The sequence below is a fragment of the Agrococcus sp. ARC_14 genome (assembly GCF_022436485.1).
GTDB lineage: Bacteria > Actinomycetota > Actinomycetes > Actinomycetales > Microbacteriaceae > Agrococcus.
In genome coordinates this window covers 2,390,400-2,407,187 of sequence record NZ_JAKUDO010000001.1, presented here as the reverse complement: position 1 = coordinate 2,407,187, position 16,788 = coordinate 2,390,400, and the positions used below count along the sequence as shown (strand labels likewise).

General features: G+C 71.4%; 15 protein-coding genes. 12 read left to right on the top strand and 3 right to left on the bottom strand.

What is annotated here, in order from left to right; genetic code table 11:
- The first annotated feature begins 60 nt into the window (after positions 1-60).
- Both MKD51_RS11885 and MKD51_RS11880 read left to right on the top strand, forming a co-directional pair.
- Positions 61-1,437 carry a pitrilysin family protein gene (locus MKD51_RS11885; RefSeq protein ID WP_240240511.1) on the top strand — a complete coding sequence of 459 codons (1,377 nt, stop codon included), beginning with the start codon at positions 61-63 and terminating at the stop codon, positions 1,435-1,437.
- 67 nt (positions 1,438-1,504) lie between these two features.
- Entirely contained in the window at positions 1,505-2,107 is a 603-nt protein-coding gene (locus MKD51_RS11880) for a histidine phosphatase family protein (RefSeq protein ID WP_240240510.1), read from the top strand.
- Positions 2,108-2,163: 56 nt separating this feature from the next.
- Here MKD51_RS11880 and MKD51_RS11875 read toward each other — a convergent pair whose 3' ends face one another.
- Positions 2,164-2,619: a GNAT family N-acetyltransferase gene (locus tag MKD51_RS11875; RefSeq protein WP_240240509.1), complete on the bottom strand. Its 456-nt coding sequence runs from the start codon at positions 2,617-2,619 to the stop codon at positions 2,164-2,166.
- A 67-nt stretch (positions 2,620-2,686) separates the two neighbouring features.
- On the opposite strand from MKD51_RS11875, the gene dapB reads away from it, so the two are divergent.
- The 4 genes from dapB to MKD51_RS11855 are packed head-to-tail and all read left to right on the top strand — an operon-like array spanning position 2,687 to position 5,305.
- Complete coding sequence (gene dapB / locus MKD51_RS11870) at positions 2,687-3,391, top strand: 4-hydroxy-tetrahydrodipicolinate reductase (protein WP_240240508.1); 705 nt, start codon at positions 2,687-2,689, stop codon at positions 3,389-3,391.
- The gene (locus tag MKD51_RS11865) at positions 3,388-3,873 is read left to right on the top strand and encodes a hypothetical protein (protein WP_240240507.1); all 486 of its coding nucleotides are present in this window, start codon (positions 3,388-3,390) and stop codon (positions 3,871-3,873) included. The genes dapB and MKD51_RS11865 overlap by 4 nt, the downstream gene beginning before the upstream one ends.
- Positions 3,873-4,691, top strand: coding sequence for a thymidylate synthase (locus tag MKD51_RS11860; protein WP_240240506.1), 819 nt, complete (start codon positions 3,873-3,875; stop codon positions 4,689-4,691). Before MKD51_RS11865 ends, MKD51_RS11860 begins: the two co-directional genes overlap by 1 nt.
- A 29-nt stretch (positions 4,692-4,720) precedes the next feature.
- Positions 4,721-5,305: a dihydrofolate reductase gene (locus MKD51_RS11855; RefSeq protein ID WP_346986712.1), complete on the top strand. Its 585-nt coding sequence runs from the start codon at positions 4,721-4,723 to the stop codon at positions 5,303-5,305.
- On the opposite strand, the gene MKD51_RS11850 is transcribed toward MKD51_RS11855, so the two are convergent.
- Positions 5,284-5,817 (bottom strand): GNAT family N-acetyltransferase, encoded by a 534-nt coding sequence (locus MKD51_RS11850; protein WP_240240504.1) that lies wholly within the window; start codon positions 5,815-5,817, stop codon positions 5,284-5,286. The two genes, MKD51_RS11855 and MKD51_RS11850, sit on opposite strands and share 22 nt — an antisense overlap.
- 69 nt (positions 5,818-5,886) lie before the next feature.
- Between MKD51_RS11850 and dapA the strand changes: the two genes are divergently transcribed.
- From dapA to MKD51_RS11825, 5 genes are all read left to right on the top strand, one after another.
- Positions 5,887-6,858, top strand: a complete 972-nt coding sequence (gene dapA / locus MKD51_RS11845; protein WP_240240503.1) for a 4-hydroxy-tetrahydrodipicolinate synthase — start codon at positions 5,887-5,889, stop codon at positions 6,856-6,858.
- A gap of 91 nt (positions 6,859-6,949) precedes the next feature.
- Positions 6,950-8,623, top strand: coding sequence for a ribonuclease J (locus MKD51_RS11840; protein ID WP_277603941.1), 1,674 nt, complete (start codon positions 6,950-6,952; stop codon positions 8,621-8,623).
- A 179-nt stretch (positions 8,624-8,802) separates the two neighbouring features.
- Positions 8,803-9,990, top strand: coding sequence for an efflux RND transporter periplasmic adaptor subunit (locus MKD51_RS11835; RefSeq protein ID WP_240240502.1), 1,188 nt, complete (start codon positions 8,803-8,805; stop codon positions 9,988-9,990).
- On the top strand, positions 9,987-10,682 hold the full coding sequence (locus tag MKD51_RS11830) for an ABC transporter ATP-binding protein (protein ID WP_240240501.1): 696 nt from the start codon (positions 9,987-9,989) through the stop codon (positions 10,680-10,682). The genes MKD51_RS11835 and MKD51_RS11830 overlap by 4 nt, the downstream gene beginning before the upstream one ends.
- Positions 10,679-11,914: an ABC transporter permease gene (locus tag MKD51_RS11825; RefSeq protein ID WP_240240500.1), complete on the top strand. Its 1,236-nt coding sequence runs from the start codon at positions 10,679-10,681 to the stop codon at positions 11,912-11,914. Before MKD51_RS11830 ends, MKD51_RS11825 begins: the two co-directional genes overlap by 4 nt.
- Positions 11,915-11,962: 48 nt before the next feature.
- On the opposite strand, the gene MKD51_RS11820 is transcribed toward MKD51_RS11825, so the two are convergent.
- Positions 11,963-13,627, bottom strand: coding sequence for a hypothetical protein (locus MKD51_RS11820; RefSeq protein WP_240240499.1), 1,665 nt, complete (start codon positions 13,625-13,627; stop codon positions 11,963-11,965).
- A 165-nt stretch (positions 13,628-13,792) separates the two neighbouring features.
- Between MKD51_RS11820 and MKD51_RS11815 the strand changes: the two genes are divergently transcribed.
- Positions 13,793-16,723 carry a DNA translocase FtsK gene (locus MKD51_RS11815; protein ID WP_240240498.1) on the top strand — a complete coding sequence of 977 codons (2,931 nt, stop codon included), beginning with the start codon at positions 13,793-13,795 and terminating at the stop codon, positions 16,721-16,723.
- Positions 16,724-16,788 lie beyond the last annotated feature (65 nt).

Below are 16,788 nucleotides of genomic sequence, written 5' to 3'. Positions count from 1 at the left end.
CTCGGCCGCGGGCCGAACGCGTCTCGAGACCACCGCCGCTGAGCGGCGTAGGATCGACGGATGCCCTCCGTCGCCCTGCCGCTCGAGACCCCTGAGATCGTCATCAACGCCGCCGGTGGCTCGGTGGTCCGCCGGAGCGTGCTGCCCAGCGGCGTGCGCGTGCTCACCGAGCGCGTGCCCGGTGCCGCGAGCGCCTCCGTCGGCTTCTGGGTGCCGGTCGGCTCGCGCGACGAGCGCGACGACGCCCGGGGGGCGACCCACTTCCTCGAGCACCTGCTCTTCAAGGGCACGCGCACACGCACGGCCTTCGACATCGCGGTTGCCTTCGACGAGGTCGGGGGCGAGCACAACGCGCTCACCGCGAAGGAGCACACCTGCTACTACGCGAAGGTTCGCGACCGCGATCTCGGCATGGCCGTCGACGTGCTCGCCGACATGGTGACCTCCTCATTGCTCGATGCGGCCGAGTTCGACCACGAGCGCGAGGTCATCCTCGAAGAGCTGGCGATGGCCGACGACGATCCCGGCGACGTCGCGGGGGAGCGCCTGAGCGAGCTGCTGCACGGGCTCGAGACGCCGCTCGGCAGGCCGATCGGCGGCACCAACGAGTCGATCCGCGCCGTGACGCGCGACCGTGTCGCCGAGCACTATCGCGAGCACTACGACGCGAGCGAGCTCGTCGTGACGGTCGCTGGTGCTGTCGACCACGACACGGTCGTCGAGCAGCTGCAGGAGGCGCTCAGCCGCTACGGCTGGGCGCTCGGCGACGCCGGCCCCAAGGATCGTCGCGAGCGCACGCTCCAGCCCTACACCGATGGCGGTCTGACGCTCGTGCGCCGCCCGCTCGAGCAGGTGAGCCTGATGATCGGCACGCCGGGGCTGACGGCCAACGACCCGCGCCGCAGCACGATGGCGGTGCTCAACGCGGTGCTGGGCGCCGGCATGTCCTCGCGGTTGTTCCAAGAGATCCGCGAGCGGCGCGGCCTGGCCTACTCGGTCTACTCCTTCGCCTCCGGGTACGCGGATGCCGGGCTGATGGGCATGGCGGCTGCATGCCAGCCGCACAAGACCCTCGAGGTCGCCGGCCTCATGCTCTCCGAGCTCGAGCGGCTCGCCGACGGCGCCTCCGAGGAGGAGCTCGCCCGCGCGAAGGGCCAGCTCGCCGGCGGCTCGGCCCTCGCGCTCGAGGAGAGCGACACGCGCATGTCGCGGCTCGGTCGGGCAGAGCTGACGCTCGGCGAGTTCCTCGACATCGACGCCACGCTCGAGCGCATCGACCGCGTCACCGACGCCGATGTGCGCGAGCTCGCGGCCCAGCTCGCCGGCGGTCCGCGCTCGATCTCGGCGGTCGGCCAGGTGCCCGACGGGCTCGAGCAGCTGGTGTCCACAGGTGAGCGGGCTACGGTGGAGGCCGCGGCCCCAGCCGCTTCCCAGTGAGAAGGGCGCCGATGCGCGCCCACAGGAATCGAGACCGGGCGCATCGTCGCGTCCACGCGGAGGAATGATGGCGCACCTGCTCTACCTGGTCCGACATGGAGAGCAGCTCGATGCAGAGCACGGCGTCGACGACGGCAAGCTCTCCGCTCGCGGCGTGCGTCAGGCCCAGGCGATCGCCCAGCGGCTCTCCGGCGTGCAGTTCGACCACGCCTGGACCTCTCCGCTGCTGCGCGCCACCGAGACGTCAGCGATCATGCAGGAGCAGCTCACGGCCGTCGAGTTCGAGAAGTCGTCGCTGCTGCTCGACTGCATCCCCTCCGGCAAGACCGAGAGCACCCCGGTCGGCTTCCATCGCTTCCTCGCCAGCGTGCGTCCGGAGGAGGCCGAGGCTGGCGCCGCCCAGATGCAGGATGCCGGCGACCAGTGGCTGCGACCCTCGCGCGGTGACGTCAATGAGCTGCTCGTGACCCACAACTTCGTCATCGGCTGGTTCGTGCGCGAGGTCATGCAGTCGCCTGACTGGCAGTGGATGAGCCTGAACCAGGCCAACTGCGGCCTCACGATCATCCGCCGTCGCACCGGCAAGCCCGCACAGCTCGTCGTGCACAACGATCTCGGCCACCTGCCGGTCGAGGACCGCACGGGCCTGCCCATGCCGCAGCCCTACTGAGCCTTCATCCGCTCGCTGCGCCGGTGCCCGCCGCAGGCGCACACCGGGTCGAAGGGTCACACCCGCTTCAAGAACCAGCTCGTCGCGTTCGGGTTGTCGTTGTAGGGCTCGACGGATGCGTAGCCGCGGCTCGTGTAGAGACCGTTGGCCGCTGCGAGCGCGCTGTTCGTGTCGAGCACGATCTCCGTCGCGCCCAGCTCGACCGCGCGTTGCTCGAGCGCGGCCAGCAGCGCGGCTCCCGTGCCCTGCCCGCGCCCAGCCGGCGCGACGTAGAGGTGCTTCACCTCGAAGCGGTGCTGCTCGAGCCTGCGCAGGGCGCCGCAGCCGACCGGCTCGTCGCCGCCCCACGCGACGAGGAACGCGCCCTGGGGCGCGCGCAGCGTCGCGGGATCGGCGGGCTTCGGCGTGTAGACACCGCCGATGAAGGTGATGGCGCGGTCGGAGAAGTAGGCGTGCAGCAGTGACTGCGCGACGTCGGTCGCCGGGTCCTCTGGAGCGATCGTGATGGTCACCCGTTCACTCTAGGACCGCATCCGGCACCACCCGATGCGCGCTGCTGCAGGCCGTAGGCTGGAGGGCATGGCAGGCACCAGGCGCGTCGGGATCGCAGGCTCCACCGGACGGCTCGGCTCGCTGGCGCTGCGGCTGGTGCAGGAGGCTGACGACCTCGAGCCCGTCGAGCTCGACGTGCGCGAGGGCCTCGACCTCGACGGCCTCGACGTCATCTTCGACGCGACGGTGCTGGGCGCGAGCGCGAGGCTCGTGGAGGCCGCCTCCGAGGCGGGCGTGCCGCTCGTCGTCGGCACCAGCGGCTGGACCGACGAGCGCATCGGTGCGCTGCGCGACCGAGGCGCCGAGCGCATCCGCATCGTGCCCAACTTCTCGCTCGGCAGCGTGCTCGAGACGCACCTCGCGACGATCGCCGCTCGGCACTTCGACGCCGTCGAGGTCGTCGAGGCGCACCACGACCGCAAGCGCGACGCCCCCAGCGGCACCGCCACCCGCACGGCGGAGGCGATCGGCGCCGTCCGCGGCTTCCAGCCCGCGACGCCCGACGAGCCCGGCCGCGGCACGATCATCTCCGGCGTGCCCGTGCACGCCATCCGCCTGCCCGGCGTCGTCGCTCGGCAGGAGATCGTCTTCGGCGGCATCGGCGAGACGCTCACGATCCGCCACGACACGACCTCCGACGAGTCCTACGCGGCCGGGCTGCTGCTCTCGCTGCGCGCCGAGCCTCTGCCCGGCGTCACCGTCGGCATCGGCGACCTGCTGGGCCTCGCGTGAGCGAGCGCCGGGCCGCGCCCGCCGGCATCGGCATGGCGCTCGCGCTCGTGATGGCGGGCGCGCTCGCGCTCTACCTCGTGCTGGCGGGCGACCGGGCGGTGCGGCTCATCGCCTCCGGCGAGGTCGTCGGCATCATCGCGGGGCTCGCGCTCATCGTCTTCTTCCTCGTCGGCGTCTGGGCGCTCGCGCGCGAGCTCGTCTTCGGCGTGCAGCTGAACAGGGCGATCCGCGCGCTCGACGCGCAGGGCGGCATGCCGGAGCCGCTGCCGGCGACACCGTCCGGTCGCGCCGACAAGGAATCGGCCGAGGGCGCCTTCCCGGTCGCGAAGGCCGACGTCGAGGCGAACCCCGAGTCGTGGCAGTCCTGGCTGCGGCTCTCGATGGCCTATGACGCGGCCCGCGACCGCAAGCGCGCGCGAATGGCCGCGCGCAAGGCGCTCAGCCTGCGTCGTCTGCGAGACACTGGAGAGCAGGAGGCATGATGACCGAGAACACGCCCGGGTCCGCGCACCCCTACGAGGAGCTCCTCGCCGACGTCTTCGCCCACGGCGAGCACAAGGGCGACCGCACCGGCACCGGCACGCGGTCGGTCTTCGGCCGCCAGCTGCGCTACGACCTCTCGCAGGGCTTCCCGCTCATCACCACCAAGCGCGTGCACTTCAAGTCGATCGCGCTCGAGCTGCTCTGGTTCCTGCGCGGCGAGTCGAATGTGCGCTGGCTGCAGGAGCAGGGCGTCACCATCTGGGACGAGTGGGCGGATGCCGACGGCGAGCTCGGCCCCGTCTACGGCGTGCAGTGGCGATCCTGGCCCGACCCCGACGGCGGCTCGATCGACCAGATCGCGCAGGTCGTCGAGTCGATCAAGACCAACCCGTCCTCGCGCCGCCACATCGTCTCTGCGTGGAACCCGGCAGACATCCCCGACATGGCGCTCGCGCCCTGCCACGCGTTCTTCCAGTTCGACGTCACCGACGGCCGGCTGTCCTGCCAGCTCTACCAGCGCTCGGCCGACATGTTCCTCGGCGTGCCCTTCAACATCGCCAGCTACGCCCTGCTGACCCACATGGTGGCGCAGCAGACGGGCCTCGAGGTGGGTGACTTCGTCTGGACGGGCGGCGACTGCCACATCTACGACAACCACGTCGAGCAGGTCGAGCGGCAGCTCGCGCGCGAGCCCTTCGCGCTCCCGACGCTGCGCATCGCCCGCACGCCCGACAGCATCCTCGACTACAGCCTCGACGACTTCGAGGTCGTCGGCTACGAGCACCACCCCGGCATCAAGGCGCCGGTCGCGGTCTGACGGACGACGGCGGCAGACGGATGCTCGGCATGATCTGGGCGCAGGCGCGCGGCGGCGTCATCGGCGAGGCCGGCGACATGCCGTGGCGGCTGCCCGAGGACATGGCGCGCTTCAAGGCGGTCACCATGGGACACCCCGTCGTGATGGGTCGCCGCACGTGGGAGTCATTCCCGCAGCGATTCCGGCCGCTGCCCGGCCGCGACAACATCGTCATCACCTCCGATCCTGACTACGTCGCGGCGGGCGCCCGCACGGTCGGCAGCCTGCAAGAGGCGCTCGCCGCAGCCCGCGCGCAGCTCGCAGACCCTGCGGACGAGATCTGGGTGATCGGCGGCGGCCGGGTCTACCGCGACGCGATGCCGTTCGCCGACCGGCTCGAGATCACCGACATCGACCTCGACGCATCCGGCGACACGACCGCCCCCGACACCGGCGCGCACGACGCAAGCCCGGCGGATGCGCCGTGGCGCGAGATCGCGCGCGACCCGGCAACGGGGTGGCATGTCAGCGCCGCGGGCTTGCGATATGCCTATCGCACCCTCGCCCGGGTGGGCGGCGACGGCGGCGCCAGCGACGGCGTGGCCGACGCCGCTCAGCCCAGCGCGATCCAGTAGCGCTCGTAGCGGCCGTGCTCGGCGCTCTCGCGCACATCCTCGAGCACGCCGCCCGCGGCCACGATCGTCGCTCGCGAGGCGGGGTTGTCGCTCTCGCAGCACAGCAGCACGCGCTCGATGCCCATCGCGCGCGCCCGCTCCAGCACCAGCAGCAGCGCCGCAGTGGCGACGCCCCGTCCGCGGGCGGAGGGCCGCACGCCATAGCCGATGTGCCCGCCCTCGGCCAGCAGCCACTCGTTGAGCTCGTGCCGCAGGTGGATCGAGCCGAGCACGGTGCCGGGCGCGGCGTCGTCCACGATCCACCAGGCCGTCGCGGGCACGAAGCCGTCGATGCCACGCTCGTTCTGCAGCCGTTCGCGCTCCAGCCAGCGCTCGAAGCCTGCCGCCACGGCGAGCTCTTCGACCTCGAACCGGAAGGTCGAGTAGCCGTGCAGCACCGCGCCGCCGAACTCCTGCATCGACGCCAGCCACGAGGCATGCAGCGCGGGGGAGGGCTCGACCAGTCGGATCATCCATCGAGGCTAGCGGGAGCGAGGCGACGCCCCGGTGGCGGGACACGCACGGCGCGATAGCCTGGTGGCGTGACAGACAACCCCTTCGGCCAGGTCCTCGTCGCGCTCGTGACCCCGTTCCGCGCGGACGGCGAGGTCGACTGGGATGACGTCGAGCGGCTCATCGACGACGTCGTGACGAACGGTGCAGACGGCATCGTGGTCTCCGGCACCACCGGCGAGACCTCCACGCTCACCGACCCGGAGAAGATCCGGCTGGTCGAGGTGGCCAAGGCCGTCGCGGGCGACCGCGCCAAGGTGATCCAGGGCGGTGGCTCCAACGAGACCGCGCACGCGATGGACCTCTACAAGCACGCGGAGGATGCGGGCGCCGACGGCGTCATGATCGTCACGCCGTACTACAACAAGCCGACGCAGTCGGGCATCCTGACGCACTTCCGCATGATCGCCGACGCGACCGACCTGCCCGTGATCCTCTACGACATCCCGGGACGCTCGGGAATCCCGATCCAGTTCGAGACCATCCTGCGCGCTGCGAAGCACCCCAACATCCTCGCCGTGAAGGATGCCAAGGGCGACTTCGCCGAGGTCAGCCGGGTGCTCAACCAGACCGACCTGCTCTACTTCTCGGGCGACGACGCGAACGTGCTGCCGCACCTGGCGATCGGCGCCTCCGGCCTCATCGGCGTGACCGCCAACGTGGCCCCCAGGCCCTACCGCACCATCATCGACGCGGTGAACGCCGGCGACCTCCACACGGCGCAGGAGCAGCACAAGGCGCTCGAGCCGCTGGTTCGCGCTACGATGACTCATGTACCCGGCACCGTCGCCACCAAGTACATCCTCCACGGCCTCGGCCGCATCGGCAGCCCGCGTGTGCGTCTGCCGCTCGTCGGCCCGGAGGACACCGAGGCCGCACTGATCGAAGACGAGCTCGCGCTCGTCACCGGCGTCGACGGTCTCGACCTCAGCCGCTTCCGCCCCGACCGCAACGCGGCCGCCGGCGGTGCGCTGCCCAAGGTGCACGGCACCACCAGGTAGACGGCACCACCCCACAGACATCCATGCGCGCGAGGCGCGCACCACCCACATCCGCTCGCCAGACGGCGAGCCGCATATGTAAGGAGGGCCCTTGACGGCCATCACCAAGCCTGCCCAGCTCGAGGCAGGCACACTCCGCATCTTCCCGCTCGGCGGCCTCGGCGAGGTCGGCCGCAACATGACGGTCTACGAGCTCGACGGCAAGCTGCTCATCGTCGACTGCGGCGTGCTCTTCCCCGAGGAGCACCAGCCGGGCGTCGACCTGATCCTGCCCGACTTCGGGCCGATCCGCGACCGCCTCGACGACGTCGTCGGCGTCGTGCTCACGCACGGCCACGAAGACCACATCGGCGCCGTGCCCTACCTGTTGCGCCTCAAGGCCGACATCCCTCTGCTCGGCTCGAAGCTGACGCTCGCGCTCATCGAGGCGAAGCTCAAGGAGCACCGCATCAAGCCCTACACGCACACCGTGCGCGAGGGCGAGAAGGAGCAGCTCGGCCCGTTCGAGACCGAGTTCATCGCCGTGAACCACTCCATCCCCGACGCGCTCGCCGTCGCGATCCGCACCAAGGCAGGCCTCGTGCTGCACACGGGCGACTTCAAGATGGATCAGCTGCCTCTCGACAACCGCATCACCGACCTGCGCGCCTTCGCGCGCCTCGGTGAGGAGGGTGTGGATGCGTTCCTGGTCGACTCGACGAACGCCGAAGTTCCGGGGTTCACGGCCCCCGAGCGCGAGATCGGCCCCGTGCTCTCGCAGGTGATCGCGAAGTCCACCGGCCTCGTCGTCGTCGCATCGTTCTCGAGCCACGTGCACCGTGTGCAGCAGGTGCTCGACGCCGCGGTCGAGAACGGCCGCAAGGTCGCATTCGTGGGCCGCTCGATGGTGCGCAACATGGGCATCGCGGCAGAGCTCGGCTACCTGAAGGTGCCGGATGGCGTCGTCATCGAGCAGAAGAAGGCCGAGAACCTGCCGCGCGAGCAGGTCGTCTTCATGTCGACGGGGTCGCAGGGCGAGCCGATGGCCGTGCTGAGCCGCATCGTCAACCGCGAGCACCGCATCGAGGTGGGGGAGGACGACACCGTCATCCTCGCCTCCAGCCTCATCCCCGGCAACGAGAACGCGGTCTTCCGCATCATCAACGGCCTCATGCAGCTGGGCGCGAAGGTCGTCCACAAGGGTTCGGCCAAGGTGCACGTCTCCGGTCACGCCTCTGCCGGTGAGCTGATCTATTGCTACAACATCCTCGGCCCGGCCAACGTCATCCCCGTGCACGGCGAGTACCGCCACCTGCACGCTGCCGCGCAGCTCGCCATCGACACGGGTGTGCCGCGCAGCAACGCCTTCGTGGGCGAGAACGGCACGGTCTGGGATCTCAAGGATCACAAGATCACCGTCGCCGGGCAGCTCGAGATCGGCTTCGTGTACGTCGACGGCTCGTCGGTCGGCCGCATCGACGAGGCCGATCTGAAGGATCGCCGCATCCTCGCCGAGGAGGGCTTCATCTCGATCTTCATCGCGCTCGAGTCCCAGACCGGCAAGGTCATCGTCGGACCGGAGATCCACGCGCGCGGCTTCGCCGAGGACGACTCGATCTTCGACGACATCCGCCCCAAGATCATCAAGGCGCTCGCCGAGGCAGGCGAGCAGGGCGTGCGCGACCAGCACCAGTACCAGCAGGTCGTGCGGCGCACGGTCGGCCGCTGGATGGGCACGCGCATCCGTCGCCGCCCGATGATCGTGCCGGTCGTCATCGAGGCGTAGAACCGCTGATCGGCGCACGCTCACTCCGCTGGTCGAGGAGCGCGCGCCGCAGGCGCTCGCGTCGCGAGACCCCGCATCTCATCCGACAGGATGAGGCTGGCACGCATCGTCGCCGCATAGGTTGGAGCCCTGGGCGCCGACGCACGACGCACGGCCCCTCAGCCTGAGAGGACGCCGCCGTGCCGCCGATGGATGAGAACGCTCCCGAACGGGATGTCGACGCCCTGTTCAGCACACCCGCCGAGGGACCTTCGCCTGCCTCGCACGCCGCGCGCTCGTCGCGCGAGGAGCGTCGGCAGGAGCAGCAGCAGCGCAAGCTCGAGGCACTCGAGCGCCGCCAGCTGCACAAGGCCGAGAAGGCCGCGCGCGGGCCGGGCGCCTGGCGCACCTGGGTGCTGCCCGTGCTGAAGCTTGCCGTCATCGCCGCGATCGCGATCGCGCTCGTCAAGCTGGCATTCTTCCCCGACACGACCGAGGCGGTCGCCGAGGATCCCATGGCGGGCGCCATGTTCGAGGAGCCGATGGTCGCCGTCGAGCGCGGCTCGATCGAGAACGCGGTCGAGATCGACGGCACCATCGTGCCCGTCGAGGCCGTGCCCATCCGGTCGACGCAGACGGGCACGGTCTCGCGCGTCTACTACGACGACGGGCTGGAGGTCGCCGAGGGCGACGTGCTCTTCACGGTGCGGGTGGAGTCTGAGCCGGAGCCCGCCGAGGACGGCACCATCGGCGAGCCGAGCGCCGCCATCTGGAACATGCGCGCGCCCGCTGCAGGCACGCTGACCGGCTTCGACCTGCTCGCAGGCCAGATGATCGAGCTGGGCGGCGAGGCGGGCGCCGTGCAGCCGCCGCAGCACCTCGTGCGCGCTGCCGTCGGCGCCGCGGACCAGTATCGCCTGACGTCGCAGCCGACGGCGGCGACCGTCACCATCGACTCCGGGCCCGCGCCCTTCTCATGCACCGACGTCACGATCACGCAGCCGGTGGGCGAGGAGATCGCGAGCGGCTCCGGCGCCACGCTCACCTGCGCCGTGCCCGACGACGTGCGCGTCTTCGTCGGCCTGTCCGCGAAGGTCGAGCTGGCCGCGGGTTCCGCCGCCGACGTGCTGGTCGTGCCGACGACCGCGGTGCTCGGCAGCGCCGACGTGGGCATCGCCTACCGCCCCACCACCGGTGCCGACGGCGCGCCCGGCGAGCCCGAGGAGGTGCGCGTCGAGCTCGGCATCAGCGACGGCTCGATGGTCGAGGTGCGCTCCGGCCTCGCCGAGGGAGACCAGGTGCTGCAGTTCGTGCCCGGCGCCGTCGACCCGTGCTCCGACCCGATGTCCGCCGACCCCGCGCTCTGTGGCGGCGAGGTCTTCCCGTGACGCTCCTGCACCTGCGCGGCGTGACGCGGCAGTTCGCGACCATCGATGGGCCTGCGCTGCAGATCCTCAAGGGCATCGACCTCGACGTCGGCGCGGGTGATCGGGTCTCGATCGTCGGCAGGAGCGGCTCCGGCAAGTCGACGCTGCTCAACATCCTGGGCCTCATCGATCAGCCCACCACCGGCGTCGTCGAGCTCGACGGCGAGCCGGTGGCGCTGATGAGCGCCAAGCGGCGCGATCGGCTGCGCGGCGCGAGCGTCGGCTTCGTCTTCCAGCAGTTCAATCTCATCGAGGGGCTCACGGCTGCTGAGAACGTCGCCGTGCCGCTGCACTACGGTGCGGGCAGGCGCTACTGGCAGCGCCACCGGCTGGCGCGCGAGATGCTCGACCGTGTCGGCCTCGGCCACCGTGTCGACACCAGGGCGACCCACCTCTCGGGCGGCGAGCAGCAGCGCGTCGCGATCGCCCGTGCGCTCGTGCGCGGCCCTCGGCTGATCCTCGCCGACGAGCCCACCGGCGCGCTCGACATCGAGACGGGCGGGCGCATCATGGATCTGCTCGACGAGGTCGCCGCCGACGTCGATGCGGCGCTGGTCACCATCACGCACGACGTCGCGGTGGCGGCGAGGGCGCGCCGCATGCTGCGGATCGTCGACGGTCGCCTCGGGGCGACCGAGGCGGTGGCGGCGTGACCGACGTCGTCGCCGCCATCCAGGACGCCTGGACCGAGCTTCGCATCCACCGCGGCCGCGTGCTGATGAGCCTCATCGGCGTCATGCTCGCCATCGCCGCGCTCACCGCATCCGTCGCCATCGGCGAGCTCGCTCGCTCGACGCTGCTCGTGTCGTTCGAGTCGGGCAGCGGTCGCGCCGCGACGCTCACGGCGAGCATGTGGCAGGACCAGAGCGGCACGGACCCCGTCGCGAGCGCGCCCTCGAGCGCCGACGCGCTCGCGATCCTCGATGCCATGGACGACGCGGTCGATCGCTACGAGATCGACTACTCGAGCACGATCACCGATGCACAGGTCTCGTTCCAGGGCATCGCCGGCACGCAGTCCGTCTCGGTGCAGGGGGTTGAGCCCGACTACGCGCTCATGCGTCACCTCAGCGCCGCCGATGGCCGCTTCCTGGTCGAGAGCGACCGCGCGCGACTCGCACCCGCCGTCGTCGTCAGCCGCGGCATGCTCGGTGCGCTCGGCGACAGCCTGCAGACCACCCGCACCGTCGAGATCGGCGGCACGACGGCGGTCATCGTCGGAGTGATCGACCGCGGCATGCAGGACGAGTGGCCGAACGCGTGGATGCTGCCGCGCGACCTGCTGCGCATGCCAGAGGCCGGCGCGCCGATGTCGTACATGAACCCGCCGCGCCTCGAGGCCTGGGTGCCGGCCGAGCTGTCCGACGTCGGCACCCGGATGCTGACGCAGGACCTGACCGGGGCGCTGCCGGGGTGGACCGTCGACACGCAGCGCACCGACTGGCAGGCGTGGGGCGACGACTACGACCCGCTCATGCCGCTGCAGCTCACGCTCGTCGGCACCGCGGGGGTGATCCTGCTGCTCGGTGCGCTCGGGCTGATCACCGTCGCGGTCGTGTCGATTCGACAGCGCGTGCGCGAGTTCGGCATCCGCCGTGCCTTCGGCGCCTCGCGGGGGCGCATCTTCGTCGCCGTCATGCTCGAGTCGGTCGTCGGCACGGTCGTCGCCGGTGCCATCGGCATCGCGATCTGCATCTTCGTGTACCGGTTGCCAGCCGTGCAGGATCTGCTCACACAGGGGCTCGCAGGCGTCGCGCTGCCGGGATTCCCGATGGGGGCCGCGATCACGGGGCTGCTGGTCTCTGCTGCGGTCGGCGCCATCGCCGGCAGCATCCCGGCCACGATCGCCGTCCGCTCGAAGGTGATCGAGGCCATCCGCTTCTGAGCTGATCGCGCGCAGTGCGTCAGCAAGCGCTGCCGGAGCGGCTGCGCATCACGGCGCCTGGAGCCGCAGCAGCGTCGTCGAGCCCGGCTCGCTCGTGATCGTGAGCGGTCGATCTGCCGCAAGCACCGCACCCGAGAACTCGCCCTCGACGGCGGCGGGTGCGCCGAGCGCGCTCTGCGTCGCGTCGAAGGACGGCGCCGTCAGCCGCGACCCGTCTGCGAGCGTCCACGCATCCGGCGCACCGTCGGGCAGCCCTGTCGGCGCTGAGACCTGCACCGGGACGGCGCCGGCTCCTTGGGCCTCGGGGTCCCGCTGATCGACGACCATGAGCGCGAGGGAGCCGTCGTCGCCGGCGACGGCGTGCACGAAGACCCGCCCGTCACCGCTGACGGCGGGCGTCAGCACCTGACCGTCGGGCAGCCAGCCGAGCTGCATGAGCGCGAGGAAGCTCGAGCGCCCGCTGAAGAGCGCTCCCGGATCGTGATGCAGGCCGCTCGCGCAGACCGCGCTCATGGGCGCGCCCCCATCGCATGCCTGCAGCGTCGAATGGAAGGCGATGCGGGATGCGCCGACCTCCTGCAGCGTGAGCGCGAAGTCGACGGTCCAGAGCGCCTGCGCGTGGGTGCGCGAGGTCTCGTTCCCGCCCGAGCACGACGTGGGCCCGGTCTCCTCCACCCACAGCGGCAGCCCGAGCTCGGCAGCGGTCTCCGCGCCCCGTCCGGCGAAGCTCTGGGCCCGCTCCCGCATCTCGGGTGAGGTGAGGTTCTCGATGGTCGGGTTCGCGTGCGGATTGGCCTCCCCGCAGCTGTAGAGCGGGTACCAGTGCATCGACAGCGCGTGCGCATTCTGCAGCTCGGCCCCGGCGAACGCGCGCCACCACACGGCGTCGAAGGCGCCCGGGCCGGCGATGGGGACGCCGGGCACCGCCGCCTCGATCGCGGCGGCATAGGTGCGCAGCGACGCCTGATAGGCGGCGGGCGTCCAGTCCGCGCCGCGGATCGATCGCTCGGGCTGGTCCGGAAGGTGGTAGCCGTTGGGCTCGTTGCCGATCGAGATCGCGAGCAGCCGCTCGCCGAACGCGTCGGCGGCATGCGACGCCATGTCTGCGGCGCGCTCCGGATCCTCGTGGCCGAGGTCGAGCGCGAGCGTCACCCGGGCGTCGACCGCTTCGGCGGTCGCGGCGACCCGCTCGAGATCGGCGGGCGTGACGGTGGCCCTGGCCCAGTCGGGAGCAGGTTCGGCGGCAGAGGACCACCAGGTGCGCCGGTCGACGGCGAGGCCGCCGAAGCGCAGCACCGGCCGGTCGAGCGCTCCGAGCATCGCCTCGATGTTGGAGTCGGGGGATCCCCAGGCGGGGGAGGCGAGCTCGGTCGCCTCGAAGCTGAAGCCGACCACGCCGTCCGTGCGGGTGGCCGCCGGATCGAGCGTGAGCGCTGCGGTGATCGCCTCGCCGTCGGCCTCGGCCAGCGGCGTGAGCGCGAACGGACCCGGGTGCGGATCGTAGCCAGGCGCATCGATCTGCGCGGCGGGCGCAGGACTCGGGGCCGGGTCGGCAGGCGGTCCGGACTCCGCCGGCGCCGCGCTGGGCTCCGGCTCCTCACCACCCCTGAGCTGAGCGATCCCGACCACGAGAGCGATCACCAGCACCAGCGCGGCAGCGAGCAGCGCGATGCGCGGGCGGAGGGACGTGCGCTCTGGGGGCGTGACGCTCATGCGACTGCGGGCCTCTCGGCGGTGCTGGGTGGGGCGGCTGGCGGCGGCGGCACGCCGCTTCCATCCTTCCACGGCCGCGGCCGGCCGCGCCGCTCCGAACGCGCAATCGAGCGCCTCCCGGAGTGCCTCCGCTGGCGTGTCGTCGCCTCGATCTAGGGTGTTCGCATGTCCACCACCAAGCCGACGCGCCCCGTGACGCCGAAGGGCCCTGCCTCCTCGAAGGGCACGACCTCGTCGAAGGGCGCCGCGCCGAAGGGCACGTCGACCGCGACCACCAAGGTGCAGCGGCAGACGCGCGCCGCCAAGGCGCAGCCCGTGTTCGAGGATGACGGGCCCGGCATCGGCCAGCGCGCCTGGATGGGCCTCGCGCATGCCACCGGCGGTGCCGCGCGCGTCTTCGGCCGCGAGCAGCTCGCGAAGGACGAGCGCCGCGACGGCGTGCCGTTCTTCCTCTCGATCCTCGCCGTCTTCGGCGCGGTGGTGGAGTGGATCCTGCCCGCGAACGCCGTCGCGCAGGCGATCTCGGCCTACACCTTCGGAGGCCTCTTCGGTCAGGTCGCCATCGCGCTGCCGGTGGTCTTCGTGCTGCTCGCCCTCTGGATGTTCCGCCACCCCGCCTCCGTGAGCGACAACGGCCGCGTCGGCGTGGGCCTCGCGCTGCTGCTGATCTCGGTCGCAGGCCTGTGCCACGTGATCACGGGCATGCCGGATGCGTCCCAAGGCATGCCTGCCCTGGCCGACGCCGGCGGCATCCTGGGCTGGGTCGCGTCTGCGCCGCTCGCCGCGCTGCTCACCCCGATCGGCGCGGGCATCGTGCTGGGGCTCATCGCGCTGCTGTCCGTGCTGGTCGTCACCCGCACGGCGCCGAACCGCATCCCCGAGCGTCTCACCGACCTCTACGGCTACCTCTTCGGCGTCGACACCGCGACGCCGGAGGAGCGCGACGACGCACGCCGCGCTCGCCGTGAGGCGAAGGAGCTCGCGAAGGCCGAGCTGGCAGAGGAAGAGCCCCTGGAGGGCGCGGAGTCGCTGCCCTTCTGGCGCCGCAACTCCACCGGCCGCGAGGTCGACCCGCCGTACGAGGGCGTCGATGGCCTCGACCTGGGCGACGCTCACGAGCAGGCGTACGACAGCCCCGTCGTGATCGACCGCGAGCAGCCCACGACGCGCGTCGACCGGGTGCCGGCGGCGCCGGTGGAGCCGCTGCCGCCGGCCGACGCCTCAGACGCTGAGCACGACGACTACGCGACATCCGTGCTCGCCTCGCTCGAGCAGGCAGAGGAGGCGATGCGCAAGCACACCGGCGAGATCCCCGACAGCCCGCTGCTGGCAGCGGCACCCGCGCCCGTGCGCGAGCGGCCCTACCGACTGCCCTCGGTCGCCTCGCTCGGCCAGGGCGAGCCGCCGAAGGCCCGCTCGCAGGCCAACGACGACATCGTCGCGTCCATCACGCAGGTGCTCTCGTCGTTCAACGTCGACGCGAAGGTCACCGGCTTCTCCCGAGGCCCGACGGTCACCCGCTACGAGATCGCGGTCGCGCCCGGCGTGAAGGTCGAGCGCGTCACGGCGCTCTCCAAGAACCTCTCGTACGCCGTGGCGTCGAACGAGGTGCGCATCCTCTCGCCCATCCCCGGCAAGAGCGCGATCGGCATCGAGATCCCGAACCCCGACCGCGAGACGGTGAAGCTCGGCGATGTGCTGCGCTCGCGCGCGGCTGCCGACTCGAAGCACCCCATGACGATCGGCATCGGCAAGGATGTCGAGGGCGGCTACGTGGTCGCGAACCTCGCCAAGATGCCCCACCTGCTGGTCGCAGGCTCCACGGGCTCGGGCAAGTCGTCGTTCGTCAACTCGATGATCACGAGCCTGCTCATGCGCGCGACGCCCAGCGAGGTGCGCATGGTGCTCGTCGACCCGAAGCGCGTCGAGCTCACCGCCTACCAGGGTGTGCCGCACCTGATCACGCCCATCATCACGAACCCCAAGAAGGCAGCGGAGGCGCTGCAGTGGGTCGTGAAGGAGATGGACATGCGGTACGACGACCTCGCGTCGTTCGGCTACAAGCACATCGACGACTTCAACGCCGCGGTGCGTGCCGACGAGATCGTGCTGCCGGCAGGCAGCCAGCGCACGCTGAAGCCCTATCCCTACCTGCTGGTCGTCGTCGACGAGCTCGCCGACCTCATGATGGTCGCCCCGCGCGACGTCGAGGACTCGATCGTGCGCATCACGCAGCTCGCGCGCGCCGCCGGCATCCACCTGGTGCTCGCGACGCAGCGGCCCTCCGTCGACGTCGTCACGGGCCTCATCAAGGCCAACGTGCCGAGCCGCTTCGCGTTCGCCGTCTCGAGCGTCACCGACTCGCGCGTCATCCTCGACCAGCCCGGCGCCGACAAGCTCATCGGCCAGGGCGACGGCCTGTTCCTGCCCATGGGCGCCAACAAGGCCATGCGCGTGCAGGGCGCCTGGGTCGAGGAGGCCGAGATCCAGCGGGTGGTGCAGCACGTCACCGGCCAGGCCAAGCCCGACTACCGCGACGACGTCGCCGAGGTGGCGGAGCGGCGTGAGATCGACGCCGACATCGGCGACGACCTCGAAGACCTGTGCGCTGCGGCAGAGCTCGTCATCTCGACGCAGTTCGGATCCACCTCGATGCTCCAGCGCAAGCTGCGCGTGGGCTTCGCGAAGGCCGGCAGGCTCATGGACCTCATGGAGTCGCGCGAGATCGTCGGCCCGTCCGAGGGCTCGAAGGCACGCGATGTGCTCGTGCCGCCGGACGGCCTCGCGGCCGTGCTCGCCGAGCTGCGCGGCGGCGCCTCGTCGTCGGCAGCGACCTCGGCGCCTGCGACCGCACCCGCACCCGCGCAGGCGGTGCAGGCTGCACAGCCGGCGCCGTCGTCCGTGCCTGCATCGGCACCCGCGGTGCCCGACTCGCTCGATGCAGCCGACGCATCCGACGACGAGGGCAGCGCCTGGGTCGACACCGACGACCGCTACGCGGACCCCTTCGACGAGGCGAACAGCGCAGGGCTTGAGGTCGTGGAGGCCGACGGCGACGACGACCAGGACGCCTGGTCGCTGACCGGTCGCGACTGACGGCAGCGCCCTCGACCCGGTTCACAGCCCGCGCAGACGGCCAACGCCGCGGCGCGCGGTAGCCT

Bases quoted from the DNA above. Each gene is read 5' to 3' on its own strand.
- MKD51_RS11850 (WP_240240504.1), bottom strand. From the start codon at position 5,817: ATGATCCGACTGGTCGAGCCCTCCCCCGCGCTGCATGCCTCGTGGCTG.
- MKD51_RS11880 (WP_240240510.1), top strand. From the start codon at position 1,505: ATGGCGCACCTGCTCTACCTGGTCCGACATGGAGAGCAGCTCGATGCA.
- MKD51_RS11820 (WP_240240499.1), bottom strand. From the start codon at position 13,627: ATGAGCGTCACGCCCCCAGAGCGCACGTCCCTCCGCCCGCGCATCGCG.
- dapB (WP_240240508.1), top strand. From the start codon at position 2,687: ATGGCAGGCACCAGGCGCGTCGGGATCGCAGGCTCCACCGGACGGCTC.
- MKD51_RS11885 (WP_240240511.1), top strand. From the start codon at position 61: ATGCCCTCCGTCGCCCTGCCGCTCGAGACCCCTGAGATCGTCATCAAC.
- MKD51_RS11860 (WP_240240506.1), top strand. From the start codon at position 3,873: ATGACCGAGAACACGCCCGGGTCCGCGCACCCCTACGAGGAGCTCCTC.
- MKD51_RS11855 (WP_346986712.1), top strand. From the start codon at position 4,721: ATGATCTGGGCGCAGGCGCGCGGCGGCGTCATCGGCGAGGCCGGCGAC.
- MKD51_RS11815 (WP_240240498.1), top strand. From the start codon at position 13,793: ATGTCCACCACCAAGCCGACGCGCCCCGTGACGCCGAAGGGCCCTGCC.